This is a genomic window from Paenibacillus sp. HGF5 (assembly GCF_000204455.1).
GTDB classification, from domain to species: domain Bacteria; phylum Bacillota; class Bacilli; order Paenibacillales; family Paenibacillaceae; genus Paenibacillus_AQ; species Paenibacillus_AQ lautus_A.
This window is the reverse complement of the sequence record NZ_AEXS01000019.1, coordinates 111,527-132,898: the sequence shown is the minus strand read 5'-3', so window position 1 is coordinate 132,898 and position 21,372 is coordinate 111,527. Positions and strand designations below refer to the sequence as shown.

The 21,372-nt window shown below is 47.8% G+C and carries 15 protein-coding genes; 10 read left to right on the top strand and 5 right to left on the bottom strand.

Annotation, left to right across the window (positions count from 1 at the left end; translation table 11 throughout):
• The first annotated feature begins 111 nt into the window (after nt 1-111).
• Nucleotides 112-2,415 carry a glycoside hydrolase family 95 protein gene (locus HMPREF9412_RS03365; RefSeq protein ID WP_009589992.1) on the top strand — a complete coding sequence of 768 codons (2,304 nt, stop codon included), beginning with the start codon at nt 112-114 and terminating at the stop codon, nt 2,413-2,415.
• Between the two features lie 220 nt (nt 2,416-2,635).
• Here HMPREF9412_RS03365 and HMPREF9412_RS03360 read toward each other — a convergent pair whose 3' ends face one another.
• Complete coding sequence (locus HMPREF9412_RS03360) at nt 2,636-2,872, bottom strand: helix-turn-helix domain-containing protein (protein WP_006211562.1); 237 nt, start codon at nt 2,870-2,872, stop codon at nt 2,636-2,638.
• Between the two features lie 662 nt (nt 2,873-3,534).
• On the opposite strand from HMPREF9412_RS03360, the gene HMPREF9412_RS03355 reads away from it, so the two are divergent.
• The 5 genes from HMPREF9412_RS03355 to HMPREF9412_RS03330 all read left to right on the top strand — a co-directional run bounded on the left by HMPREF9412_RS03355 (nt 3,535) and on the right by HMPREF9412_RS03330 (nt 9,806).
• A complete protein-coding gene (locus HMPREF9412_RS03355; protein ID WP_036671109.1) occupies nt 3,535-4,188 on the top strand; it encodes a hypothetical protein in 654 nt (217 codons plus the stop codon).
• Nucleotides 4,189-5,125: 937 nt separating this feature from the next.
• Nucleotides 5,126-7,027 (top strand): ATP-dependent nuclease, encoded by a 1,902-nt coding sequence (locus HMPREF9412_RS03345; RefSeq protein ID WP_009589885.1) that lies wholly within the window; start codon nt 5,126-5,128, stop codon nt 7,025-7,027.
• 229 nt (nt 7,028-7,256) lie between these two features.
• Nucleotides 7,257-8,060, top strand: coding sequence for a hypothetical protein (locus HMPREF9412_RS03340; protein WP_009589974.1), 804 nt, complete (start codon nt 7,257-7,259; stop codon nt 8,058-8,060).
• Between the two features lie 227 nt (nt 8,061-8,287).
• Nucleotides 8,288-8,857: a restriction endonuclease gene (locus HMPREF9412_RS03335; RefSeq protein WP_050802781.1), complete on the top strand. Its 570-nt coding sequence runs from the start codon at nt 8,288-8,290 to the stop codon at nt 8,855-8,857.
• A gap of 178 nt (nt 8,858-9,035) precedes the next feature.
• On the top strand, nt 9,036-9,806 hold the full coding sequence (locus HMPREF9412_RS03330; protein WP_009589831.1) for a hypothetical protein: 771 nt from the start codon (nt 9,036-9,038) through the stop codon (nt 9,804-9,806).
• A gap of 246 nt (nt 9,807-10,052) precedes the next feature.
• On the opposite strand, the gene HMPREF9412_RS03325 is transcribed toward HMPREF9412_RS03330, so the two are convergent.
• The 3 genes from HMPREF9412_RS03325 to HMPREF9412_RS03315 all read right to left on the bottom strand — a co-directional run bounded on the left by HMPREF9412_RS03325 (nt 10,053) and on the right by HMPREF9412_RS03315 (nt 12,286).
• The gene (locus tag HMPREF9412_RS03325; RefSeq protein WP_009589853.1) at nt 10,053-10,283 is read right to left on the bottom strand and encodes a helix-turn-helix domain-containing protein; all 231 of its coding nucleotides are present in this window, start codon (nt 10,281-10,283) and stop codon (nt 10,053-10,055) included.
• 112 nt (nt 10,284-10,395) lie between these two features.
• On the bottom strand, nt 10,396-11,289 hold the full coding sequence (locus HMPREF9412_RS03320) for a carbohydrate ABC transporter permease (RefSeq protein ID WP_009590032.1): 894 nt from the start codon (nt 11,287-11,289) through the stop codon (nt 10,396-10,398).
• A gap of 19 nt (nt 11,290-11,308) precedes the next feature.
• Nucleotides 11,309-12,286, bottom strand: coding sequence for an ABC transporter permease (locus tag HMPREF9412_RS03315; RefSeq protein ID WP_050802780.1), 978 nt, complete (start codon nt 12,284-12,286; stop codon nt 11,309-11,311).
• 174 nt (nt 12,287-12,460) lie between these two features.
• On the opposite strand from HMPREF9412_RS03315, the gene HMPREF9412_RS03310 reads away from it, so the two are divergent.
• The 4 genes from HMPREF9412_RS03310 (at nt 12,461) to HMPREF9412_RS03295 (ending at nt 19,764) form a co-directional block, all read left to right on the top strand.
• Nucleotides 12,461-14,002, top strand: coding sequence for a response regulator transcription factor (locus HMPREF9412_RS03310; protein ID WP_009589857.1), 1,542 nt, complete (start codon nt 12,461-12,463; stop codon nt 14,000-14,002).
• Entirely contained in the window at nt 13,980-15,815 is a 1,836-nt protein-coding gene (locus HMPREF9412_RS03305) for a sensor histidine kinase (protein WP_009589792.1), read from the top strand. The genes HMPREF9412_RS03310 and HMPREF9412_RS03305 overlap by 23 nt, the downstream gene beginning before the upstream one ends.
• A 122-nt stretch (nt 15,816-15,937) precedes the next feature.
• Complete coding sequence (locus HMPREF9412_RS03300; RefSeq protein ID WP_009590024.1) at nt 15,938-17,551, top strand: ABC transporter substrate-binding protein; 1,614 nt, start codon at nt 15,938-15,940, stop codon at nt 17,549-17,551.
• 101 nt (nt 17,552-17,652) lie between these two features.
• Nucleotides 17,653-19,764, top strand: coding sequence for an alpha-galactosidase (locus HMPREF9412_RS03295; RefSeq protein WP_009590048.1), 2,112 nt, complete (start codon nt 17,653-17,655; stop codon nt 19,762-19,764).
• A gap of 201 nt (nt 19,765-19,965) precedes the next feature.
• Here HMPREF9412_RS03295 and HMPREF9412_RS03290 read toward each other — a convergent pair whose 3' ends face one another.
• Nucleotides 19,966-21,255 (bottom strand): ABC transporter substrate-binding protein, encoded by a 1,290-nt coding sequence (locus HMPREF9412_RS03290; RefSeq protein ID WP_009589952.1) that lies wholly within the window; start codon nt 21,253-21,255, stop codon nt 19,966-19,968.
• Between the last annotated feature and the right edge of the window lie 117 nt (nt 21,256-21,372).

Genomic DNA, 21,372 nt, shown 5'->3' with positions numbered 1-21,372 from the left:
GCAAGTTCATCGCGGTTCCCGGCTCCATCCGGGAATCGCGATTTCTTGCTTTTGCTGTAAGGGATAGCGCTTGTTCGATATTGGAAAATCAAATGAAGAGGAGAAAACAACATGTCAGATATGAAGCTTTGGTACACGAAACCGGCCCAGGGCTGGTCGCAAGGGCTGCCGATCGGGAATGGCCGAATGGGGAATGTGGTGGTATCCACGCCTGACAGAGAAATATGGAATATCACCGAAACCACCTATTGGTCCGGCCAGCCGGAGCCGGCTCAAGGGCGAAGCAACAGCAAAGCGGATTTGGAGCGGATGCGGCAGCATTTCTTCCAAGGCGATTATCGTGAAGGCGATCGGCTGGCCAAGAAGCACCTGGAGCCGGAAAAATTGAATTTTGGCACCAATCTGGGACTATGCCAAGTCGTGCTGGAGTTTGACCATCACGTGAAGCCATCCGAGGGCGGGAGACAAGATGCAGCAGCTGAGCCGCTGTTCCATCGGGAACTGGATCTGCAGGAGGCGGTGGCGCGTTCTTTGTGCGAGATCGATGGAGCGGAGATGGCGCGAGAGGTCTTTGCTTCCCATGCCGATCAGGTCATTGTTGCGCGGATCCGCAGCAGCCATGGCTCGTCAGGCGTGTCATTCCGCATTTCGATTCGAGGGGAGAATGGTCCTTTTCATGCTGTCGTTACTGGGAAGGATACGATCGATTTCCAGGGACAGGCGTGGGAAGGCATACATAGCAATGGGGAGTGTGGGGTGTCTTGCCAAGGTCTGCTGCGCGTCGTAACGGAAGGCGGGCAGGTGAGCTGCATGGATGACACGATAATCGTGTCCGGGGCAGATGAGGCGGCGATTTATTTTGCGGTGAACACGGATTACCGTCAAGAAGGCGAGAGCTGGCGGGAGAAAAGCGCGTTGCAGCTAGAACAGGCTGTGCTGCTGGGATATGACGAGCTGAAAGCCAAGCATCTGGCGGATTATCAGCCGCTGTATGCCCGCGTACGATTGGATCTGGGAAGCTCCGAGCATGCCAGTCTGCCTACAGACGAGCGGATCGGCAGGTTTAAGCAGGGCAAGCGAGATGACCAGGCGTTGTTTGCGTTGTTTTATCAATACGGCCGGTACTTGACGATTAGCGGATCACGACAAGACTCCATCCTGCCCATGCATTTGCAAGGCATATGGAATGACGGCGAAGCTAACAAGATGGCCTGGAGCTGCGATTATCACCTGGATGTGAACACCCAGATGAATTATTTTCCGACGGAGGCCGCGAACCTGAGCGAAAGCCATGAACCGCTCATGCGGTATATCCAGCAGCTATCGGTGGCCGGATGCTCGGCGGCGCGCCATTATTATGATGCCGAAGGCTGGGTGGCCCATGTATTCTCCAATGCCTGGGGATTTGCGTCACCAGGGTGGGGGACTTCCTGGGGGCTGAACGTGACGGGCGGATTATGGATAGCGACGCATTTGATAGAGCACTACGCGTACAACCGCGATCAGGCTTTTCTGGAGGAGTTGGCTTATCCTGTCCTGAAGGAGGCCGCGGCCTTTTTCATGGATTACATGACCGTGCATCCGCAGTATGGCTGGCTGGTGACAGGTCCGTCGAATTCGCCGGAAAACAGCTTTTATACAAGCAAACCGGAGGATGGGCATCAGCAGCTGTCCATGGGCCCGACCATGGATCAGGTCCTGGTCCGGGATCTGCTGGCGTTCTGCGTGAAGGCTGCACAGACGCTGGGCGTAGATGAGGAGCTTCAGCAGAAGTGGCAGACGGCGCTGGATCAACTGCCTCCGCTGATCATTGGCAAGAAGGGGCAGCTGCAGGAATGGCTGGAGGACTATGAGGAGGCGCAGCCGGAGCATCGCCATCTGTCGCATCTATATGCCCTGTATCCCGGCAGCCAAATCACCCCGCATCATACGCCGGAACTTGCTGCGGCAGCCCGAGTGACATTGGAGAACCGGAACAGCCGGGCCGACCTGGAGGATATCGAATTTACCGCGGCCCTGTTCGGACTCTTCTACGCCCGATTGCATGACGGGGACCAAGCCGTGCAGCATATTGCCCACCTGATCGGGGAGCTGTGCTTCGACAACATGCTCACCTACTCCAAACCCGGCGTAGCCGGAGCCGAGGCCAACATCTTTGTCATCGACGGCAACTTCGGCGGCACCGCCGCCATTGCGGAAATGCTGCTGCAGAGCCACGAAGGCGAGATTCATCTCTTACCCGCACTGCCGGCCATGTGGCCTACTGGCAGTGTGAAAGGGCTGAAGGCGAAAGGGAATATCGAGGTGGACATGAGCTGGGAGCATGGGAAGTTGGTTGAGGCAAGGGTGAAGGGGAATGAGAGTGGGAGTGTGAAGGTGTTATATGGGGGGAGGGAGATGGAGGTAGGGCTTTAGGCAGGGGTAATGGTTATATTGCAGCCCATAGAACTGGAAATAAAGTGTTTAGGTAGTATGAGTTAGCTGGTTAGTTTTAGAGAGTTGTAAAGCGCTGCGATGAAAGAGAAGACAAGGCGAAACTTTACACCCATTTAGATGGACTTCAAGTTTGTTGAATACACACACTGAACTGAAACAAGCTGATTTCCTTGTATAAAGGGGTATCAGCTTGTTTTTATTAATTTTGATAGCTTTCCATCTCATCTTCAACTAGCCCTACCAACTCAGCAGCCTTCATATCCAGCGCCGCAGCAATGGCAAGCAATGAATTTAAAGTTGGTTGGTGAATTCCTCGTTCCAGCATAGATATGTATGTTCGATCAAGATTACTGCGGAACGCCAGTTCTTCTTGGCTTACCTTCTGCTCCTTGCGAATGTTCTTTAATACTTGTCCAAAAATTGCTTCTGAGTTCAAGGCAATACCTCTTTTTGTAATCATTATCATTGTGTTTGTGATTGGAATTCCACGGAGTATACTCTACAAAAAGATATAAATATCTATTTTTTTGTGATATGATCTGACTGGAAGTAGCAACATATACCAATCGAAGAGGAGAACGAATGAAATGAAGAATTGTCCGAATTGTGGAGAATAAAAGGAACAGCTGGATTCCTTGTACAACTGCAAGAATTGATTTAAGGTATATTGTCCCCGTTATTTGTAGATGCCATTCAGCGAAAAAGGTTAATATGAGAGTTGCATTTTTATAACCAGAAGTGAGCAGGAACGGAACAAACGATGTGTGCCGCTGGATTTGGCGTCTAGTGAACGGGCAAAGATCAAATTTTACAACATCTACTGAGTTTGAATCCAGAACAAATCATTCGGATAGAGATAACTACAGAACAGTTTATGCAGGAGCAGACTCTAACCTGGATAAGGAAGAAACCTCGGGCAATCGGTAGGGATTGGGGAAAACTGTCGTAATGCATTCAGCATAATTTCATTTTAATCAAGTTGTTTCATGAGCTTGTAGTGTAGAAATTCATTATGGGCTTTATTTTGACTTATAAATGAAGATATATAGCAAAATAGTTAAATGTTTTAGCGGAAGAAATAGTGTATGAGGGTCAAGCATGTTGATAAGATCGACTCAAGAAAAATACCGTTTTATGGGAGGTGAAGCGATGGCAAATAAGTATAGGTTTTCAGGCATAAACAGCCTTGGAAGTAATCAGGTTAGACTGGAAGGTGAACAATCGATGCCAGAACAGCCTCAAAGTGAAAATGAGCAGATAAGTATTGAGTATCAGGCAGAAGAAGTTCAAGTTCATGAAGAGACAGGGCGAGAACAAACTCAACAAGAAAAGCAAGTCTCGGTTATGGAAGAATCAACTCCAACTGAGGCAGCTAATGAGAATTCAAATGAAAAGCCGATTATCCAAGAAGGGCAGGAAGTCGTTCGTGAACAAGGAGATAGCAAACATCAGCAAGAAGATTCGTCACAGCAGAAAGCAAAAGCACAAGAGTTGAAGCAAGAACTATATGAAGTCAAAGAAGAGCGACCACTTGCCATTGAAGATATTGTAAAGCCGGGAAAATTCGGAGTAACGAACAGTCAAATGATTCCGGCCATTAAGCAAGTGATCGCGGATGGCTCAGTCGAAAAGCTGAGAATGCTTCGCTCCATCTACCTGTATTCCTTCGAGAATTCACTAAGGTATTTGAAGAAGTCGGAGCGAGAATTCATTCAACATAACCTAAAACAGAACAAGCCGGAGCATGGATAGGTCATGTGCTCCGGCTTGTTATTATTTTGTTAAGTTTTCTGACTGTTTTGCTTAGAATGGTGCATTTTGGGGAGAGGTGTGTCTATCTAAGCCTCGCCTTGGACAGTTTGGCTCAATTTCTCCACCACATGCTCATGAAGTTGGCGCAACGCTTTGTTGGATGGCTGATTACTTTTCCTTGATTACATATTCGCATTCTTTCATTGGTTTATCCTCCGAAATTTTTCAGTTGTCATTTTCGATGATGTGTCATCAAAAATGCTTAATAAGGGGAGCCGTTAACAATGATACACAGGCGATCATCAAGGTCAAAGAGCGAGATTTGAAAAAACAGAAAACGGACGTTGGACAAGCTGCATGAATCGTATGAAGAGGACATGATAATGAAACAGGTGTTTTGGGAGAGAATGTAAGTACTTTCAAGGTAGATACAGAAGCTGGAGGAAGAATTGAAGGATATGCGGAGGGAGTATTAAATAAAAAGGATTATCCGACTGTAAAGCATATATATGGATGGTTAGGTGAGTTTAGGGAGTTATGGAGCGCTGCAGTAAAGAGTGAAGGGAAGAATTGTGCTTTGAAGAAGCTGGTGAGCGAATTGTGAATAAACGGGAAGCGAATCGGTTTGGGATGAAGGTTTGTTGTTGGTGAGAGCGATATTTTTTTGGAGTTCCTTTCCACCGTATCTACACATGTGGATAGCTGTGAGTTGTTGGTAAAAATTGTCGATTTCCTCCATATTTACCAACCAGACGAAGCTCAGGCATTATTAGCGCTTGGGCATTTAATTTTTGTATTAAGTAGTGCTTACTGGAACTATTGTGTAGCACGAAGCTATGCAAATCCTATTTTAGTTCCATTTTCCTATTACTTAAGGAGGGTTTTGGGATTTCTTGGCGAAATATAGCTGTATAAAGGCGAAGAGGAGGAACAACCCATGCAGTTGTACAAGTTGGAGATCGAGGGATTCAGGAGACATACGGATACAAATGTATTATTTTCAGATGCAACTTTTCTCATCGGAGAAAATAATGTAGGTAAAAGTTCAGTACTTGCAGCGCTTAACATACTTTTGAATGATGTGAAAAGAGTTTCTGATGAAGAGTTTTTTTCTTATATGGATGGAGAACTGACTAGACGTGGTTCAGACAAGATAGTATTGACTGCCGAGTTTAGGGATGTGCCGGAAGAAGCCAAACAATGGATCGGATTTAAAGGAAGGGTGTTACGGTATAACAAAGACGATGGAAAAACCGGGCTAAGAGTGATCTATAGGAAGACATTTACTCCCGGTACAGATTGCGCTGTCGAATTGCGTCAGCAGGTGAAAAAAGTAAAAACGCAGTTTGAAAATTGCAGTACAGTTGGCCAGTACATAGATGCAGGGCTTAACTTAACTTCTGTAGAAACAAAAATCTCGGAAATAGATCGCGACAAGAAATTGACTGCAAAAGTTAAGTCCATTATTGAAGAAATTGAAGAGTTGTACGAGTATGACGAAGAGGTTGAAGAGTGGTTTAAGAATCCAGGAGGCATTCCTGCAAACGTGTTAACTAAGCTTCCTAAGTTCTTATTGATTCCTGCTCAGGATAAGGCAGAAGAACTTTCAGGTAATTCAGGTGCGTTAGTCTCAACTCTAATTGAGCTTTTTAATGATGTAAGAGACTCATCGAATAATTATAAACAAGCCCAGTTATTTTTGAATCAGCTTGCGGAGGAGCTTGATCCCACTAATGCCCAGAGTGAGTTTGGGCAAATGATGACGGAATTAAATGGTGTTATGAAAGAAGTTTTCCCTAATACTGGGTTAAAAGCGCTTACTAATCTTGCAGATGCGGATAAAGTAATAAAACCACAGTTTACTATTTCCATGTTCAGTAACATCAATACACCTGTAAATTTACAAGGCACAGGAATGATTCGATCCGCTGTTTTTGCCCTACTAAGGTATCGGAATTTGCGGAATAATAGAAAAACCGCTGGACAAGAGCATAGACCTTTAATCATAGGTTTCGAAGAACCTGAAATATATTTGCATCCCAATGCAGCGAAGCAGATGAGGGATACAATATACGAGTTGGCAGGAACTCATAACAATCAAATTGTTTGCACGACTCATTCTCCTTATATGATTGATTTGAGCAAAAAGCCTTTACAGATTTTGAATACTCTATCTAGAGAAAATGACGAGTACACGAGCGATAATCGTCAGATTAAAATTGAGAGATTGAGATGTAATGCGTTTAATGCCAGTGAGGAATTCTTGAGGCTTCACAGTAACGATAAAACATACGTCAAAATGCTGTTGAAGCTAGATGATCATATATCCAGAGTATTCTTCTCTAAGCATGTGTTGGTGGTTGAGGGAGATACCGAGGATATCGTTCTTAGAGAAACTCTAAGTCGAATGCCCGAGGTAGTAAGGAAGGATATAGAATGTAATTGGCAAATTGTTAAGGCAAGGGGAAAAGCGACGATAATAGCTCTTGTAAAGTACTTAAGGGCTATGGGGATCAATCCAATCGTTATTCATGATAAAGATGAAGGAAAGGAACGGGCAGAGGTATTTAACGATCCGATTCTTGAAGTTGTGGGTGATGAAAATAGGAGAATAATGCTTTCGAATTGTATAGAGGATGTACTTGGCTATACTCCTCCATCTAGTGAAAAGCCTTATAAAGCATTTGCTCACATTAGCACAAATTGGACTAATGAGTGGGAATCAGTAGCTCCTATGTGGAGATTAATAGTAGCTGATGTGTTTAGAGAATCGTTTGATTTGTTACCCAAAAACCAAGAGACTGTAAATGCGAAGGTAGCGGCTGCGGAGGCTGAATAAGTGATGTATAGTGCGCATTTATATATGGAAGTAGTTTAAATATATGTGCTGTACAGATAATTATAATACATTTGATGAATGGTTTGAGGAGCTTATTAAGGAAAATGAAGATAAGCTGAAGCCGACTGACTAGTCAAGGATTTATTAAGGTGTTTACTATGCCTATTACTCGAAGAATCGATGTATCAGATTTAAACGAAAGTATTGTAAAAGGTCAAGGTGATATAAGATGGAATTAGTAATAAATTCAGTTAACAAAGAAAAATTAACTATTTTAAAATTTGAAAGTCTCTCAAGTATAGAAAAAGAAACTGCGAAGAGAAATTTAAAATGTGTAGAATGCGGGGTTCAGGCATTTTATAGAAGAAAAACTAGAGATGGTAAGCAAGCTTGTTTCTTTGCAAGACATATAGGTGGTTGTGGCCAGGGAATGAGTAATACTAGCAATATCGATAATTCTACTAAAGAAGAAGTTAACAAAATTAATGTCACATATAATGAATTGATACTAAGTTTAGTACAAAATAGTGAGCTGCATGAAAAAAGTAATAAAGGTTCAATTTCAACTGAAGTTGAACAACCAAAGAATTCCCGATCATATGTAATCGATCCTTCAAGAAACAAATCTTGCAAAATCACATTGAAAAAACTATTAAGATATGCGATTAATAATCTTCTAGATGATATCGATATCCCGATCATTTTTGAAGGCAAAACATATAAAGATCCTTTTGATTTAATTGTGAATTTCAGAAGTGCAGATCATTCACTCAGAGGAAAGAAAAAAATGTTTTGGGGTGAAGTTAAGTCAATCTCATCTAATAAAAAATTTTTGAATTGTGGTGTATGGGATGGGAACGGGTGTGAATTTTCTATTTTGTTAAGTGACAGTGTTTCTAATAATTCAAAGTTGAAAAAGATACCATGGGATAAAGGTATTTATTGTATTTTCATAGGAACATTATTATTTAATAAGAAAGATAAACCTTATATTCGATTAAATGATATCAACCTAATGGCTTTAGAAATTTAAAATGACGATAAGTAATTCAAGAAGGCATTATATCGTCTAACATCATATTTACGCATCGGATCCTGACGGCTCCTCGGTTCACAAAATGCAATTGGCAGGTAAGCATTTCAACGGACACATCCGCACCCTATTAAGGGTGGGACGTGAATACTGGAACGTTATGTGAAATTCCTAAAAATATGATACAGTAGAATCATATTTTTAGGTTCGAGGCAATCAAACGTGGGGTGGAAACAATCAATCCATATCGTGAGTTTATCGCAAGTATTTCTGCTACAGAATTTGAAAAGTATTGTTTAGAAATATTGAATGCGTACGCTGAAGCCGAAGCACTTAAAGACTTCTCTATACTTCATAATCAAAAAGTTCAAACCAATGATGGAGAGTACCAAATTGATATTCTCGCTGAATTTTTGGCACTATCTGTAGGTTTTAAAGTTCTTGTTGAGTGCAAGCGCTACACACGACCAGTTGAACGTGAAAAAATTGTGGTTTTAGCTGACAAGGTACGAAGCTTAGGTGCACACAAAGGGATATTAATTTCTACATCTGGTTTTCAAAGTGGAGCAACAGAGTATGCAAGACAGCATGGAATTGCTCTATTACAAATATTTGATAAGTATGTTATGCATATTCAAAACTCTAGCAATCCCAAAATGGATCGTATTTTCATGGAATTTATTAAACAGTCTCCGAAATTTTACGCCTACCAGTGGAACACTAGGCTGAATGATTTTCCTGATAAACGAATATATCCCTCGGAAACTATGTTATTAGAAATTAAAAGAAAATATTGAAACAATATTAAAAATAGTTAATGGATTAAATGTAGAGCTGGAAAATTATGCTCAAGTTGAATATTATCAAGCCTTTTTTCAACCAGATACATCAGTCTCCCTAAGAAGGAAATCGACGTTGTGAATACAAGGATACTACTGAAATTGATGTATTTCATAAGAAAAGGTGGAGTCAAATTTGGGTTTTATGATAAGAACCAATCAGGATTATTTTAATATTACTGCTGAAATTGCTAGTCTCACTTTTAAAGAGCTGCCGGAACCATTACCATGGATTGAACCTTCAATTAACATGCTGTATCTAAATTCAGCATCATCGCTAATATTTGGGAATTATTATGCTTCAATTATTTGTTGCAGTACGTTATTAGAACATACCCTTAGATTAGCAATTCTGGATCCGAATAATAATGGATTACAAAGAAAGTTATCGAATTCGCAACTCAATAAATATCAATCAATCTCAGATCTATTGAAGGCTCCAAACATTAACTCAATTATTCCAGATACTCAAGATATGGATTGGTGGATACAAATAGCAAGTAAATTAAGAAATAAATCAGCTCATTATATTATTCCTACATTATTGAAATTATTCACGGGTAAAGATTATCATCCGGATAATTATATATTGACTAATGAAGACGGGACCCCAAAGTATGATTTACTACATGATTGGGGATCCTTCTTTCACAAATCAGATTATTATATTGCAATACGATTTTTCAATGAATCAACTATGCAACTTAAGAAAATTATTAATAATACCACATGGGAATCTGATTTATCTTGGTGGAAATCTCAAGCAGATCAATACAATATGTTTTTTACATTCAATTGGAATATAAATTCAATGAAAGAAAGTTTAAGTAATATGTATATAGATTTGCTTGCTAGAGGAAAGAGTGATTTAGCAGGTGGGGGCACAAAAAACGGGGAAATCAGCTAACAGAATAATCTTACTATCAATCGCTCTCTGTCCTGTAGAGGTTATGGACATGTATGTAGAATCAACTTTTTTTATCCTTTAAGTTGACCCTAATAATTGTAGATCCCTTTGAGTCTTAGAAGGTAGAATACTATTGCATACCCAAACGTTATATAACAAATACGGTTAAACAAAACGGAGAGCCTTATTCTAAGGACTCTCCGTTTTGTTTATTTGTTTAATTGCTCCTCAACCACTCCTACCAACTCAGCAGTCTGCATATCCAGCGCCGTAACAATGGCAAGCAATGAATTTAAAGTGGTTGGTGAATTTCTCGTCTCCTTGCTCCCTATATTTCCTCATCCACTTTTTCACACGATCTGCGTCCTGAATCTCCAAGTGCTCCATGATTCGGCGATACGTCAATTTCTCTTCGACGTGAAGGCGAATCACCTCTTTTTTCAGTGCGATAGAATATGCCTTAAACTTTTGTACCATATAATTACACACCCCTAGAATTTCATCGGAATAACCAAGTGTTTTTCCAATGTCTATTCTAAGGGGTGCACTTCACTCCCGGGTAAGGAATTCCTTTTTTTCAACCAAAACTCTAACTCTTTATAGCCCCCATCATAATCCCCTTCACAAAATACCTTTGCACAAACGGATATACCATAATGATCGGCAGCGTGGCGACCATGGTCACCGCCATCCGGATGCTTTCGCTGGAGACCGGGATCCGTTTGGAGCCCTGCGCCAGCTGCTGGGCGTCGGACATCATGCCGGCGGTTTGGAACTGGTTGAGGATTTTGACCAGGACGGCCTGCAGGGTCTTGAGCTCCGGCTTGTAGGTATACACATAGGAGTCATACCAGGAGTTCCAGTGGCCGATAGCCAGGAACAGGCCGATCGTGGCAAGCACCGGCACGCACAGCGGCATGATGATGCGGAAGAACGTCTGCAGGTCGTTCGCGCCGTCGATTTTGGAGGATTCCTCAATTTCGCCGGGGATCTGCTCCATGAAGGTGCGCACCAGAATCATCAGGAACACGCCGATTAAGCCAGGGAAGATGTAGACCCAGAAGGAGTCGATCAATCCCAGGGATTTGATGATCATATACGTCGGGATCAGTCCGCCGCCGAAATACATCGTGAACACAAAGAAGAAGGAGAAGTATTTCCATCCAAGGAGATTGCGCTTGCTGAGCGGATAGGCGAGCAGCGTGATGAAGAAGATGGATACTGCGGTCCCGACGATGGTACGCAGCACGGTAATCTTAATGGCGCTCCAGATTTCCGGATTCCGGAAGATGGTCAGGTAACTCTCGATCGTTGGCACGCGCGGCCAGAAGTACAGATTGCCCCGCATCGTATCGGTCGCATCGTTCAAGGAGATGACCAGGATGTTCCAGAACGGATAGAAGGTCACGAGGAAGATGCCGGTCAGGAACAGGTATAAAGAGGCATCGAAGATACGCTCGGGCACGGTTTTTTTGCTTAACATGGATGTACCTCCTTATGGTTTAGAATAGGGACTGCCCGTTCAGCTTCTTCGCCGTATAGTTGACGATGACCACGATGATGAACGCCACCACGGAGCTGAACATGCCGACGGCTGCCGCATAGGAGAACATGCCGTTCTGGATACCATAGCGGAACGAATAGGTGGACAGGACGTCGGAGTAATCCCGCGTCAGGTCATTGCCGAGCAGGAAGTGCTGGTCGAAGCCCGCGTTCAGGATGCCGCCAAGCGCCAGAATCAGCAGAATGACAATGGTTGGCTTCAGGTGAGGCAGAGTGATGTAACGGATCTGCTTAAAACGGTTGGCGCCGTCGACCTTGGCCGCTTCATAGAGCTCCTGGTTGATCGACGAAATGGCCGCCAAATACATGATCGAGCTGTAGCCCATATCCTTCCACGTATTGCCGAGCGCGACGATCCACCAGAAGTACTTGCCGTTCTGCAGGAATAAAACGCTTTCATCGGTAATATGGAGGAATTTCAACATGCCGTTAATGGCACCATCCGAGGAGAGCAAGGTCACGATGATGTTGGCCGCGATAACCCAGGATATGAAATAGGGAAGATAGGAGGCGGTTTGCACCGTCTTTTTGAATTTCACATTTTTGATCTCATTAATCGCGATGGCGATCAGGATTGGCATCGGGAAAGAGAAGAGAAGCGTGATCAGCGTGGAGGCCAGCGTATTTCGCATGACAATCCAGAAGTCGCCGTTGTTGAAGAAGTAACGGAACCACTCCAGGCCGACGAACTCGCTCGAAAACAGGGTCGACCAGAAGCCGCCGAGCGTCGGCTGGTAATTGACGAAGGACATGTATAGACCAACCATGGGCGTATACGCAAACACAATGGCCCAGATCAGTCCGGGCAGCATCATCAGGAATAAATACTTCTGCTGCTTCAGCATCGCCCAGCGGCTTTTTCGATGAGGACTTAAGTTCAAGTCACTCCGCGTCTGTAAGGTTGTAGCAGGTTTCATATGGGGCACCTCGCATCTCAAGTTAACTCAAATTATAAGACTCCGAAAAAATGAGTGTCGATATGACAATGTAACGAAAGATGCTTGAAAATAACTTACATTGCTTGTTCCCATAGTTAAAATAACGAAATCGCTATAATATTAAGGGATAAAGCCGACACAGGGGGTATGAGCATGTATAGCATTTTTCTCGTAGATGACGAAGAGCTAGAGCTAGAGATGATCCGAGATTATATTCGTTGGGAAGAGATGGGGATATACGTGGCCGGAACAGCCCTGAACGGTAGGGATGCCCTTGAGAAGATCGAGGTGATTCAGCCCGATATCGTATTGACGGACGTCCAGATGCCCGTCATGAACGGGCTCGATATGGCGAAGCGGGTGAGTGAGTTATTCGACTGGATTCAGTTCGTCTTCCTGACTGGACATGATGAATTCAATTATGTGAAATCAGCCTTAAACGTGGGAGCCGTCGGCTATTTATTGAAGCCGCTGGATCTGAGCGAAATTGTAAGCGTTATCGATAAAGTCAAGCGGCGCTGCGAGGAAGTGCGGATGAAGAACCGCTCCATTCGCGTGACCAAATCCAATATCGTACGAGAGATGATGTTCGAGCAGAACGAGGAGCGATTCCGAAACCTCGCTGCCAGCTACCATAAGCTGTCCCGCCATACGGAGCCGAGAACGTATACCCTTACACTGCTCGGCCTCGATGCTCCGCACGCTGCACAGCCGGGGCTGTCTCTCGAAGATGGCATGGCGCGCCTGCAGACACATATGGAGGAGTGGCTTGCGGACAAGAAGCTGGAGGCGGATCTGGTCATTTGCCGGGAAGGCGAGCTGGGCATCTTCATGGATGCTGCCAGTCATCTGAGCCGCTTTACGTGGGAGGATTTGCTGAAGCAGATGCAGGATGCGCTGGGCTTTACGATGACCGCGGCCGTGAACGAGGAGCCGGAAGAGCTGTCCCGCATTCAGGATTTATACCGGGAGACGCGGCTGATGCTGGAGGAGATGTTTTACGTCGGGAACGGGAGAGTCATCTATGCCAAGGACGTGTTGCGGCAGCTGGAGAGCCGGCAAATTCCTCCTTTCCAAGAGACGGCCTATTTCGAGGACATTCATCAGCTGGCATCCGAGCAGGCCGCGCAGAAGCTGCGGGATTATTTCAACCGGCTGGTGATGCTGCGGATCCGAAAAACCGAAGTGTGCGATTTTGCCATCGGACTGGTGGAGCGTCTGCTGGAGGGGATCCACGAGCCGATCACGGAGAGCCACAAGCGGGCGGAGCTTTACCAATCCATCTATCAGTGCCGAACCATGATTGAAATCGAAGCGATCATCATGGATTACGCCGGGCATGCGATTCGGACGCTGGAACACCGGTTCATGGACAAAAATGCCAGGCTGGTGCACCAGGTGCGCACGACGATCGACCAGACCTATCACCAGGCCATCACGATCAACAGCTTGTCCGATCAGGTATATCTGTCTCCCAACTACCTGCGTTCCATCTTTAAGGAGAAAACCGGCATGACGATCCATGATTACCTAACCAAAATCCGGCTGAACAAAGCCAAGGAGCTGCTCGCCGACGATTCGCTCAAAGTGCAGGACATCGCCCAAAGGGTCGGTTATGAGAGCACATCCTACTTCATTTCCTTATTCTTAAAAAGCCAAGGAGTTACGCCGAATGAATACCGCAAAAACATCTAGCCCGTCCGGCCCGTGGAGCCGTCTGGCAGGGGCTTTCCCGTTCGCGCACTTACGCGCATACACCAACTGGCGGCTCCGGCACAAGTTCTTTTTCATCTTTCTGATCGTCATCATCCTGCCGTTCTCGCTGCTGATCTATTATTCGTATTCTTCGACGCGCAGCACGATTACGGAGCATACCTATACGGCCTTGGGCGGATCGCTGGCACAGATTAACACCAACGTGGAGAAACGGCTGGAGTATTATAATCAGCTGTCGAACATCCTTTACATGGATGCGCAGCTCCGCAATTATCTGTCTACCGACTATGAGCAGGCGTATTATTATTTGGATGCTTTCCAATATATCAACCGGACGCTGCCGTCTCTGATGACCCTGAATGCCAACATTCTGGGTATCACGATTTATACGGGGAACCATACGCTTTATTCCGACGGCCAATACGTCAAATATACGGAAGAGATGCCTTCGGCGATGGAGGAACAGGTGCTGGATGCCGCCGGCAGTACGGTGTACTTTCATTCCGAGGATTTCAGGGCCAATGATGCACATATCACCATAGCCCGTTCGTTAAGCTATTTCAGCCTGCAGCATCCGTACGGGATTTTGACTATGGACATTAACGCAAACGAATTCTATTCTTTGATCAAAATGGAGAACGACAACAAAAGCGTCTATATTATCGACGAGTCTGGCGGCGTGATCAGCACGGGGGATCAGAACCTCCAATCGAACCAGCTGTTCGACGTGTTTCCGATTCAGGAGCGGATGACCCAGGATGCGGGTTCATTCGATATTAGGATTAACGGGCAGGAGCGTTTTTTTACGTATAAAAAGCTCAGTAACGGCTGGTCCACCGTCATCACCGTGCCCTACGACGAGCTGCTGGCCAATGCGAATCAGGCGACCAAGAATGTCATCTGGTTCTCCGTACTGGCGATTGGCATGGCCATCCTGCTGCTTTATTTTACGACCAAGGTCATGACCAAGCGGATCGAGGTGCTGCTGCAGCAGATCCGGAAGGTGGAGCGCGGGGATTTCCGGCTGTCGATTAAGCCGATGGGGCATGACGAGATCGGCCAGGTGTCCTTTGCGTTCAATAAGATGGCATCAACCATCCAATCCCTGATCCATGACGTGTACGTGAAGGAGATTGCAAGGAAGGAGTCGGAGCTGAATACGCTCCAGGCCCAGATCAACCCCCATTTTCTGTACAACACCTTGTCATCCATCTCTTCCCTGGCGATTAAGGAAGGGGCTATGCAGGTGTATCAAATGGTCAATTATTTGGCCAAGTATTACCGGGTGTCGCTGAATAAAGGGAAACGCATCATTCTGCTGGAGCAGGAAATCAACCTGGTGAAGAATTATGTCGCGATCCAGAAGATCCGGTTCCGGGACAAGCTTCATATGCATTACGACCTGGATGAGCAGCTGTTCGGGAACACGACGATCAAGCTGATTCTGCAGCCCTTCATCGAGAACTGCATCAATCATGCCATTGGGGACGAATCGGGAATCAACATTAACGTGAAGCTGAGGCAGGAGGGGGACGACATCTTGCTCCGGGTCATCGACGACGGCATCGGGATGACGCCGGAACAACTCGATCATGCGTTGAACAAATCGGATAATCTGTCGGGCTACGGCGTGAAAAACGTGGATGACCGGATCAAACTCACCTACGGGGAAGAATATGGCGTCAGCATCTTCAGCCGGCTCGGCATCGGAACCGCGGTGACCATTCGGATACCTGTAATCTCCGATAGGCATCCTGCAAACGAACGGGACCCGCAGCAGGCGTTACCCTGAATGAAAGACATTTTGCATCATGGATTGTAAGATTGCGTTATAGATCAATGAACTCCCGATTTTTACAATGATAGATATATTCGAGCACATGAATATGACGACCTTAGAAAGGGGTTCAGGGAATGAAGAAACTAAAATTGATTCTGGCAGCAGCGCTCGTTATGACAACGCTTTCGGCTTGCGGCGGCAACCAGAAGGCGGCATCGGGCGGAGACAGCGGCACGGAGACGGACAGCAATGCGCCGATCACGTTAACCTGGTTTGACCAAAACACGGGGGATGCCTTTACGAATCCGGTCGCTAAAGTGATAACGGAAAAGACGGGCGTCACCGTCGAGATCCAGCAGCCTACGGGCAATCCGGTCGAGAAGCTGAATCTGATGCTGGCCAGCGGCGATCTTCCGGACGTTATTTTGATGAGTCGTGGAAGCGATATCATGAACAAGTATATTACCTCCGGCGCGGTGATTCCGCTGAATGATCTGATCGAAGAGCACGGACCGAATATCAAAAAAATGTACGGCGACACGCTTGCCAAAACCCGAAGCGAGGACGGCAACAATTATTATTTCTCCAACTGGTACGGCTTGGAGCAGTACCCGGTGTTCGGATTCATGATGCGCATGGACATCATGAAGGAGCTGGGCGTCGGCGATAAAGTGAACAACGGCGAGCCGTTTACCGCGGAGGAATTTGAGCAGCTGCTCGTCAAGTTCAAGGAGAAATATCCGACCATCGACGGCAAAGAAAGCATTCCGATGACGCTCAACGGCGAGAATGTCGGAGCGGTGACCGGCAGCTTCAAGGGCATGTACGGCATGATGCCGTATTATGAAACGAACGGAGAGCTGAAGAAGGACGTCCGCGATCCGCATTATCTCGAAATGGTTAAATTCCTGAACTCCCTGTACCGCAAAGGCCTGCTCGATAAGGAATGGGCGACGATGAAGACTAAGCAGTTCGAGCAGAAGCTCGGCAACGGCAACGTATTTGCCACGGCGGAAGCGCTCTGGAATGTAGGCAATGCGAATGCGCTGCTCAAAACCGAAGCAGCCGATAAGGCTACAGAGGAAGAGCGTCAGTTCTACCAATATAAAGTGCTGGCGCCGGGCGTGAAGCCGGAAGAGGCCACTTACGGACCGAAGAGCTCTCTTGGTTGGGACGGCGTCGCGATCAGCCGCTCCAACAAGGATCCGGTCCGGACGATGAAGCTGCTGGATTTTCTGGCCAGCGAGGAAGGCCAGTATCTGCTGATGTGGGGAGTAGAGGGCGAGCATTGGGACATGAAGGACGGCAAGCATGTGCCAAGGCAAGAAGTGCTGGACGCTTTCAAGAAGAATTGGGACGAAGCTTCCCGTACGACGGGCATTCGCAAGTGGACCTGGATGATCAAGAATGGTCCCGGCGAGGACGGAACCCCGTATGACCTGATGGGCCGTTACCAGACCGATCCGGTCACGGATCTGGCGATCAAGAATCTGGCCGACACGTCGTTTGATACGGCACCGTACGACAACCTGGGTCCGGCTGGCGGAACGCCGGAAGCCATTATGGAAACGAAGGTGAACGACACCATCAATAAATATTTCCTGAAGATGGCCCTGTCGCCGTCCGAGGACCAAGTGGTGGAATCCTATAACCAGATGATGGCCGAGATCGAGGCGGCTGGCCTGGCCAAGCTGGAAAAGATCTATACGGACAACTTCAACAAACGTCAAGAGCTGTGGGGCAAATAATCTGACCAAGGGGAGTCAAAAGATGCTTCGTCTTTTGACTCCTCCTTTTTTTCTTGCGCAGGCATAAACCAGATCAACACGAATCGGAAGGATGATATTCTGTGACCATTCAATACCAAGAACAGTTTCGCGTGTTTGCGATACAAACCGATAACAGCTCCTATCTGTTCGGCATCAACGACAGCGGCAACCTGCAGCATCTATACTGGGGAGAGTCCATCGCGATCGAAGACGCGGCGCCGCTGCTGGGGCCCAGATCGCACAGCTCGTTTGACGCGGAAGTCCATTCGGAGGTGGAGGAATACAGCTTCTGGGGCGGCGTCAAATACAGCGAGCCCAGCCTGAAGGTCCGCATGCCGGATGGCGTGCGCGACTTGGCGGTTCGTTATGCCGGGCACCGCACGCTGCAGACGGAAGGCAGGGAGACGCTGGTCATCGTCATGAAGGATGAAGCGTATCCGCTGGAAGTGGAGCTGTCCTACCGGGCGATTCCCGAGTCCGACCTGATCGAACGTTCGGCCCGGATCGTCAACCGCGGCGAGGCGGATATCGTGCTGGAAAATGCGCAATCCGCGGCTTGGGTCATCCCCTATCTGGCGGATTACCGCCTCACGCACGTGACGGGAAAATGGTCAGGCGAATTTCAGCTGCGCAGCACCTTTCTCACCGAAGGAAAGAAGGTGCTGGAATCCCGCAGGGGCTTTACGGACAGCCATGCTAACCCTTGGTTTGCGATGGATGACGGTCTCGCCACGGAGTCGGCGGGGCAGGTATGGTTCGGCGCGCTGGCCTGGAGCGGGAACTGGAAGATCACGGCCGAGCGGACGGTGTTCGAGCATGTCCGGGTGACCGGAGGCATCAACGATTTCGACAGCGAGTGGGTGCTGGGAGCGGGAGAAGCCTTCGATACGCCAAGCTTCGTCGGGGGATACAGCAGCGGGGGCTTTGGCGGGATGAGCCGGCAGCTGCATCGCTATCAATATTCGGATGTTCTGCCGGGCCGCGAAGCGAGACCTGTCCTGTATAACTCTTGGGAGGCAACATACTTCGATGTCAATGCCAACGATCAAATGGCTTTGGCCGAAAGAGCCGCGCGTTTGGGTGTGGAATTGTTCGTTGTGGACGACGGGTGGTTCGGCGGGCGCAACCATGATCGCGCCGGGCTAGGCGATTGGTTCGTGAACCGGGAGAAGTTCCCGAACGGTCTCGGCGAGTTGATTGACAAGGTGCATGAGCTCGGCATGGATTTCGGCATCTGGGTGGAGCCGGAGGCCGTCAATCCGGACAGCGACCTGTACCGGGAGCACCCGGATTGGGTGTACCATTTCGAGACGCGGGAGCGCTCGGAGCTTCGCAATCAGCTGCTGCTGAACATTTCGAAGCCGGAGGTTAAGGCTTACATTTTGCAGTTTATGACCGACCTGCTGGAGCAGCATGACATCAAGTTCATTAAATGGGACATGAACCGGACGGTGACCGAACCCGGCATGAAGGATCATCCGCTTCACCGTCAGAAGGAAATCTGGATTCGCCACGTTCAGAGCCTGTACGAGATTTGGGCGGAGCTGCGGCGCAAGTTCCCGCATGTGGCGTTTGAAACCTGCGCCGGCGGCGGAGCACGCATCGATCTTGGCATCTTCCGATACGCCGACCAATCCTGGCCGAGTGATAACACCGATGCTTTTGATCGCCTCAGCATTCAGGAGGGCTTCTCGTACACGTATGCTCCGCGGATGATGACCTGCTGGGTGACGGAGTCGCCGACAGGGATGAATCGCAGACAGGTCTCCCTCAAATACCGCTTCCACAGCGCCATGATGGGAACGCTCGGCATCGGCTCCAACCTGAATGAGTGGAGCGATGAGCTGATTGCGGAATCGGCCGAATATGTGGCACAGTATAAATCCATTCGCCATCTGGTTCAGTTCGGCAGTCAGTATCGCTTGGACTCGATTCGGCATAAAGGCGTAACGGCTGTGCAGTACGGCAGCGAAGACGGCAGCGACAACGTGCTGTTTGCGTTCCTGCACAGCCAGAAGCTGGGCGAACCGCTGCCGCGACTGCGTCTGACCGGACTGCAAGCCGATCAGTCGTATGGCATCGAGGGGCTTGAAGGTACGTGGAGCGGCAGGGCACTCATGAACATCGGCGTTGAGCTGCCGCTGCGCGGGGATTTTGACAGCTTGGTGTATCGCATTCTGAAACAGGGATAAGATATCCTAAAATAGAAAGCGCCGCGTTGTCTAATAGACAATGCGGCGTTTTTTTGCCGTTGCCTTCCATGTTAACTTCAATGTTATGCATGATATTAGATCGCGAGAAAAAGCACCCGATACGTTCAGGTGCTTTTTGGTGTGCCACCGCTTCCGCGTGGCGGTTCTATCCAAACAAAAACAACAGCTTAACGGCATGGATTACTCCAGGCTTTTGCTCAATTTGACAATCTGGTCCCAGCCCTCGTCGATGCTGATTTTACCGAACATGATCGACTGCGTGATGTTATCGTATTCCTTCGTGAAGTTGGCCCAGCCGCCCTTATTCCCGGGGCCGGGGTCAAATGCGGCTCCGTCCTTGGACACCTCGTTAATCAGGCCGAGGGAGCTTTTATCGACGTCCGTAAATTTGGGCTGGAGTGCATCGGCTACGGTTTTGTTGACCGGAATCCCCCGCGAAGTGCCCAAAATTTCTCCGGCTTCCTCGCTGTTGACAAACCAGTCGATGAACTCCTTCGCTTCTTCTTTATATTGGCTGTTGGGGCTGACGCTCCAGTACATGGAGGCTTTCAGCCAGCCGCCGGCCTGCGTTCCCCCCGGCTGGGTCGTTAACGCCATCACGCCGGGTTTTAAGGCATCCGTTCCGCCGAATTCCGCGGCATGCGCGCCCCGAAGCAGAATCTTTTCCTGGATGAGCAGGTCCATTTGCGCGTCCTGCGCTTTATCCGACACGGTCACGTCAGGGGGTGTTACGAGTTGGTCCTTGCGCAGCTCCGCCCATTTGTTCATCCAATCCTTCCAGGTAGCCTCGTCATAATGGAATTTTCCGTCCTTGCTCATGGAGAAGCCTTTGCCCATGCTCAGCTGATACGACATGTAGAATGCGCCATCCGCGGTCAGGTCCCGCGTGAGGTATTGGTCCTTAGCCAGCTTCGGCTTCAGGTCGCGCGCCATGGCGAAAAATTCGTCCCATGTCTTCGGCGGCTGAACGCCGAGGCTGTCCATCATCGTCTTGTTGTACACCATGCCCCAGGCGTTGTTGCCAAGCGGCATTGCGTACAGCTTGCCCTGGTAGGTGCCTGTCTCGAGCAGCACCTTATCGATATGGTCCGCCGGAATGGAGGGGAGATCGTCCAGCCGTCCGCTGGACGCCCAATCGTTGAACCAGGCAGCATCCATTTGGAAAATATCCGGCGTGTTTTTCCCCGCGGACTGGGTCGACAGCTTGTCTTGATACCCGTCGAACGACTGATACTCCGGTTCGAACGTGATACCCGGGTGCTTTTCAGAGTACAGATCAAGCGCTTTCAGAGTTGCGTCATGCCGGGCCTGAGAGCCCCACCACATGATTCGGAGCTTGATGGATTTGCCGTCTCCCGACACCGCAGATCCGGTTTCTTCTTTCTTGATCCCGCTGCAGGCGGAAAGAACCAGGGACAGTGACAGCACAGCCGCAGCGCCGGCGGCGAGACGGTGCCATGATTTTCTCATTGGAAATGAACCTCCCTTAAGTAACTGATCTTCTTCCTTTACCGTACCAAGTCCAGGGTCCTGCTCGTAGGGGACAAATCAACAAATCATTTCAGTATTTTACGATGATCGAATGAA

What these genes read in the sequence shown, in the direction of transcription:
- HMPREF9412_RS03365 (WP_009589992.1), top strand. Translation starts at nt 112, where the DNA reads ATGTCAGATATGAAGCTTTGGTACACGAAACCGGCCCAGGGCTGGTCG.
- HMPREF9412_RS03355 (WP_036671109.1), top strand. Translation starts at nt 3,535, where the DNA reads ATGTTGATAAGATCGACTCAAGAAAAATACCGTTTTATGGGAGGTGAA.
- HMPREF9412_RS03345 (WP_009589885.1), top strand. Translation starts at nt 5,126, where the DNA reads ATGCAGTTGTACAAGTTGGAGATCGAGGGATTCAGGAGACATACGGAT.
- HMPREF9412_RS03340 (WP_009589974.1), top strand. Translation starts at nt 7,257, where the DNA reads ATGGAATTAGTAATAAATTCAGTTAACAAAGAAAAATTAACTATTTTA.
- HMPREF9412_RS03325 (WP_009589853.1), bottom strand. Translation starts at nt 10,283, where the DNA reads ATGGTACAAAAGTTTAAGGCATATTCTATCGCACTGAAAAAAGAGGTG.
- HMPREF9412_RS03320 (WP_009590032.1), bottom strand. Translation starts at nt 11,289, where the DNA reads ATGTTAAGCAAAAAAACCGTGCCCGAGCGTATCTTCGATGCCTCTTTA.
- HMPREF9412_RS03315 (WP_050802780.1), bottom strand. Translation starts at nt 12,286, where the DNA reads ATGAAACCTGCTACAACCTTACAGACGCGGAGTGACTTGAACTTAAGT.
- HMPREF9412_RS03310 (WP_009589857.1), top strand. Translation starts at nt 12,461, where the DNA reads ATGTATAGCATTTTTCTCGTAGATGACGAAGAGCTAGAGCTAGAGATG.
- HMPREF9412_RS03305 (WP_009589792.1), top strand. Translation starts at nt 13,980, where the DNA reads ATGAATACCGCAAAAACATCTAGCCCGTCCGGCCCGTGGAGCCGTCTG.
- HMPREF9412_RS03300 (WP_009590024.1), top strand. Translation starts at nt 15,938, where the DNA reads ATGAAGAAACTAAAATTGATTCTGGCAGCAGCGCTCGTTATGACAACG.
- HMPREF9412_RS03290 (WP_009589952.1), bottom strand. Translation starts at nt 21,255, where the DNA reads ATGAGAAAATCATGGCACCGTCTCGCCGCCGGCGCTGCGGCTGTGCTG.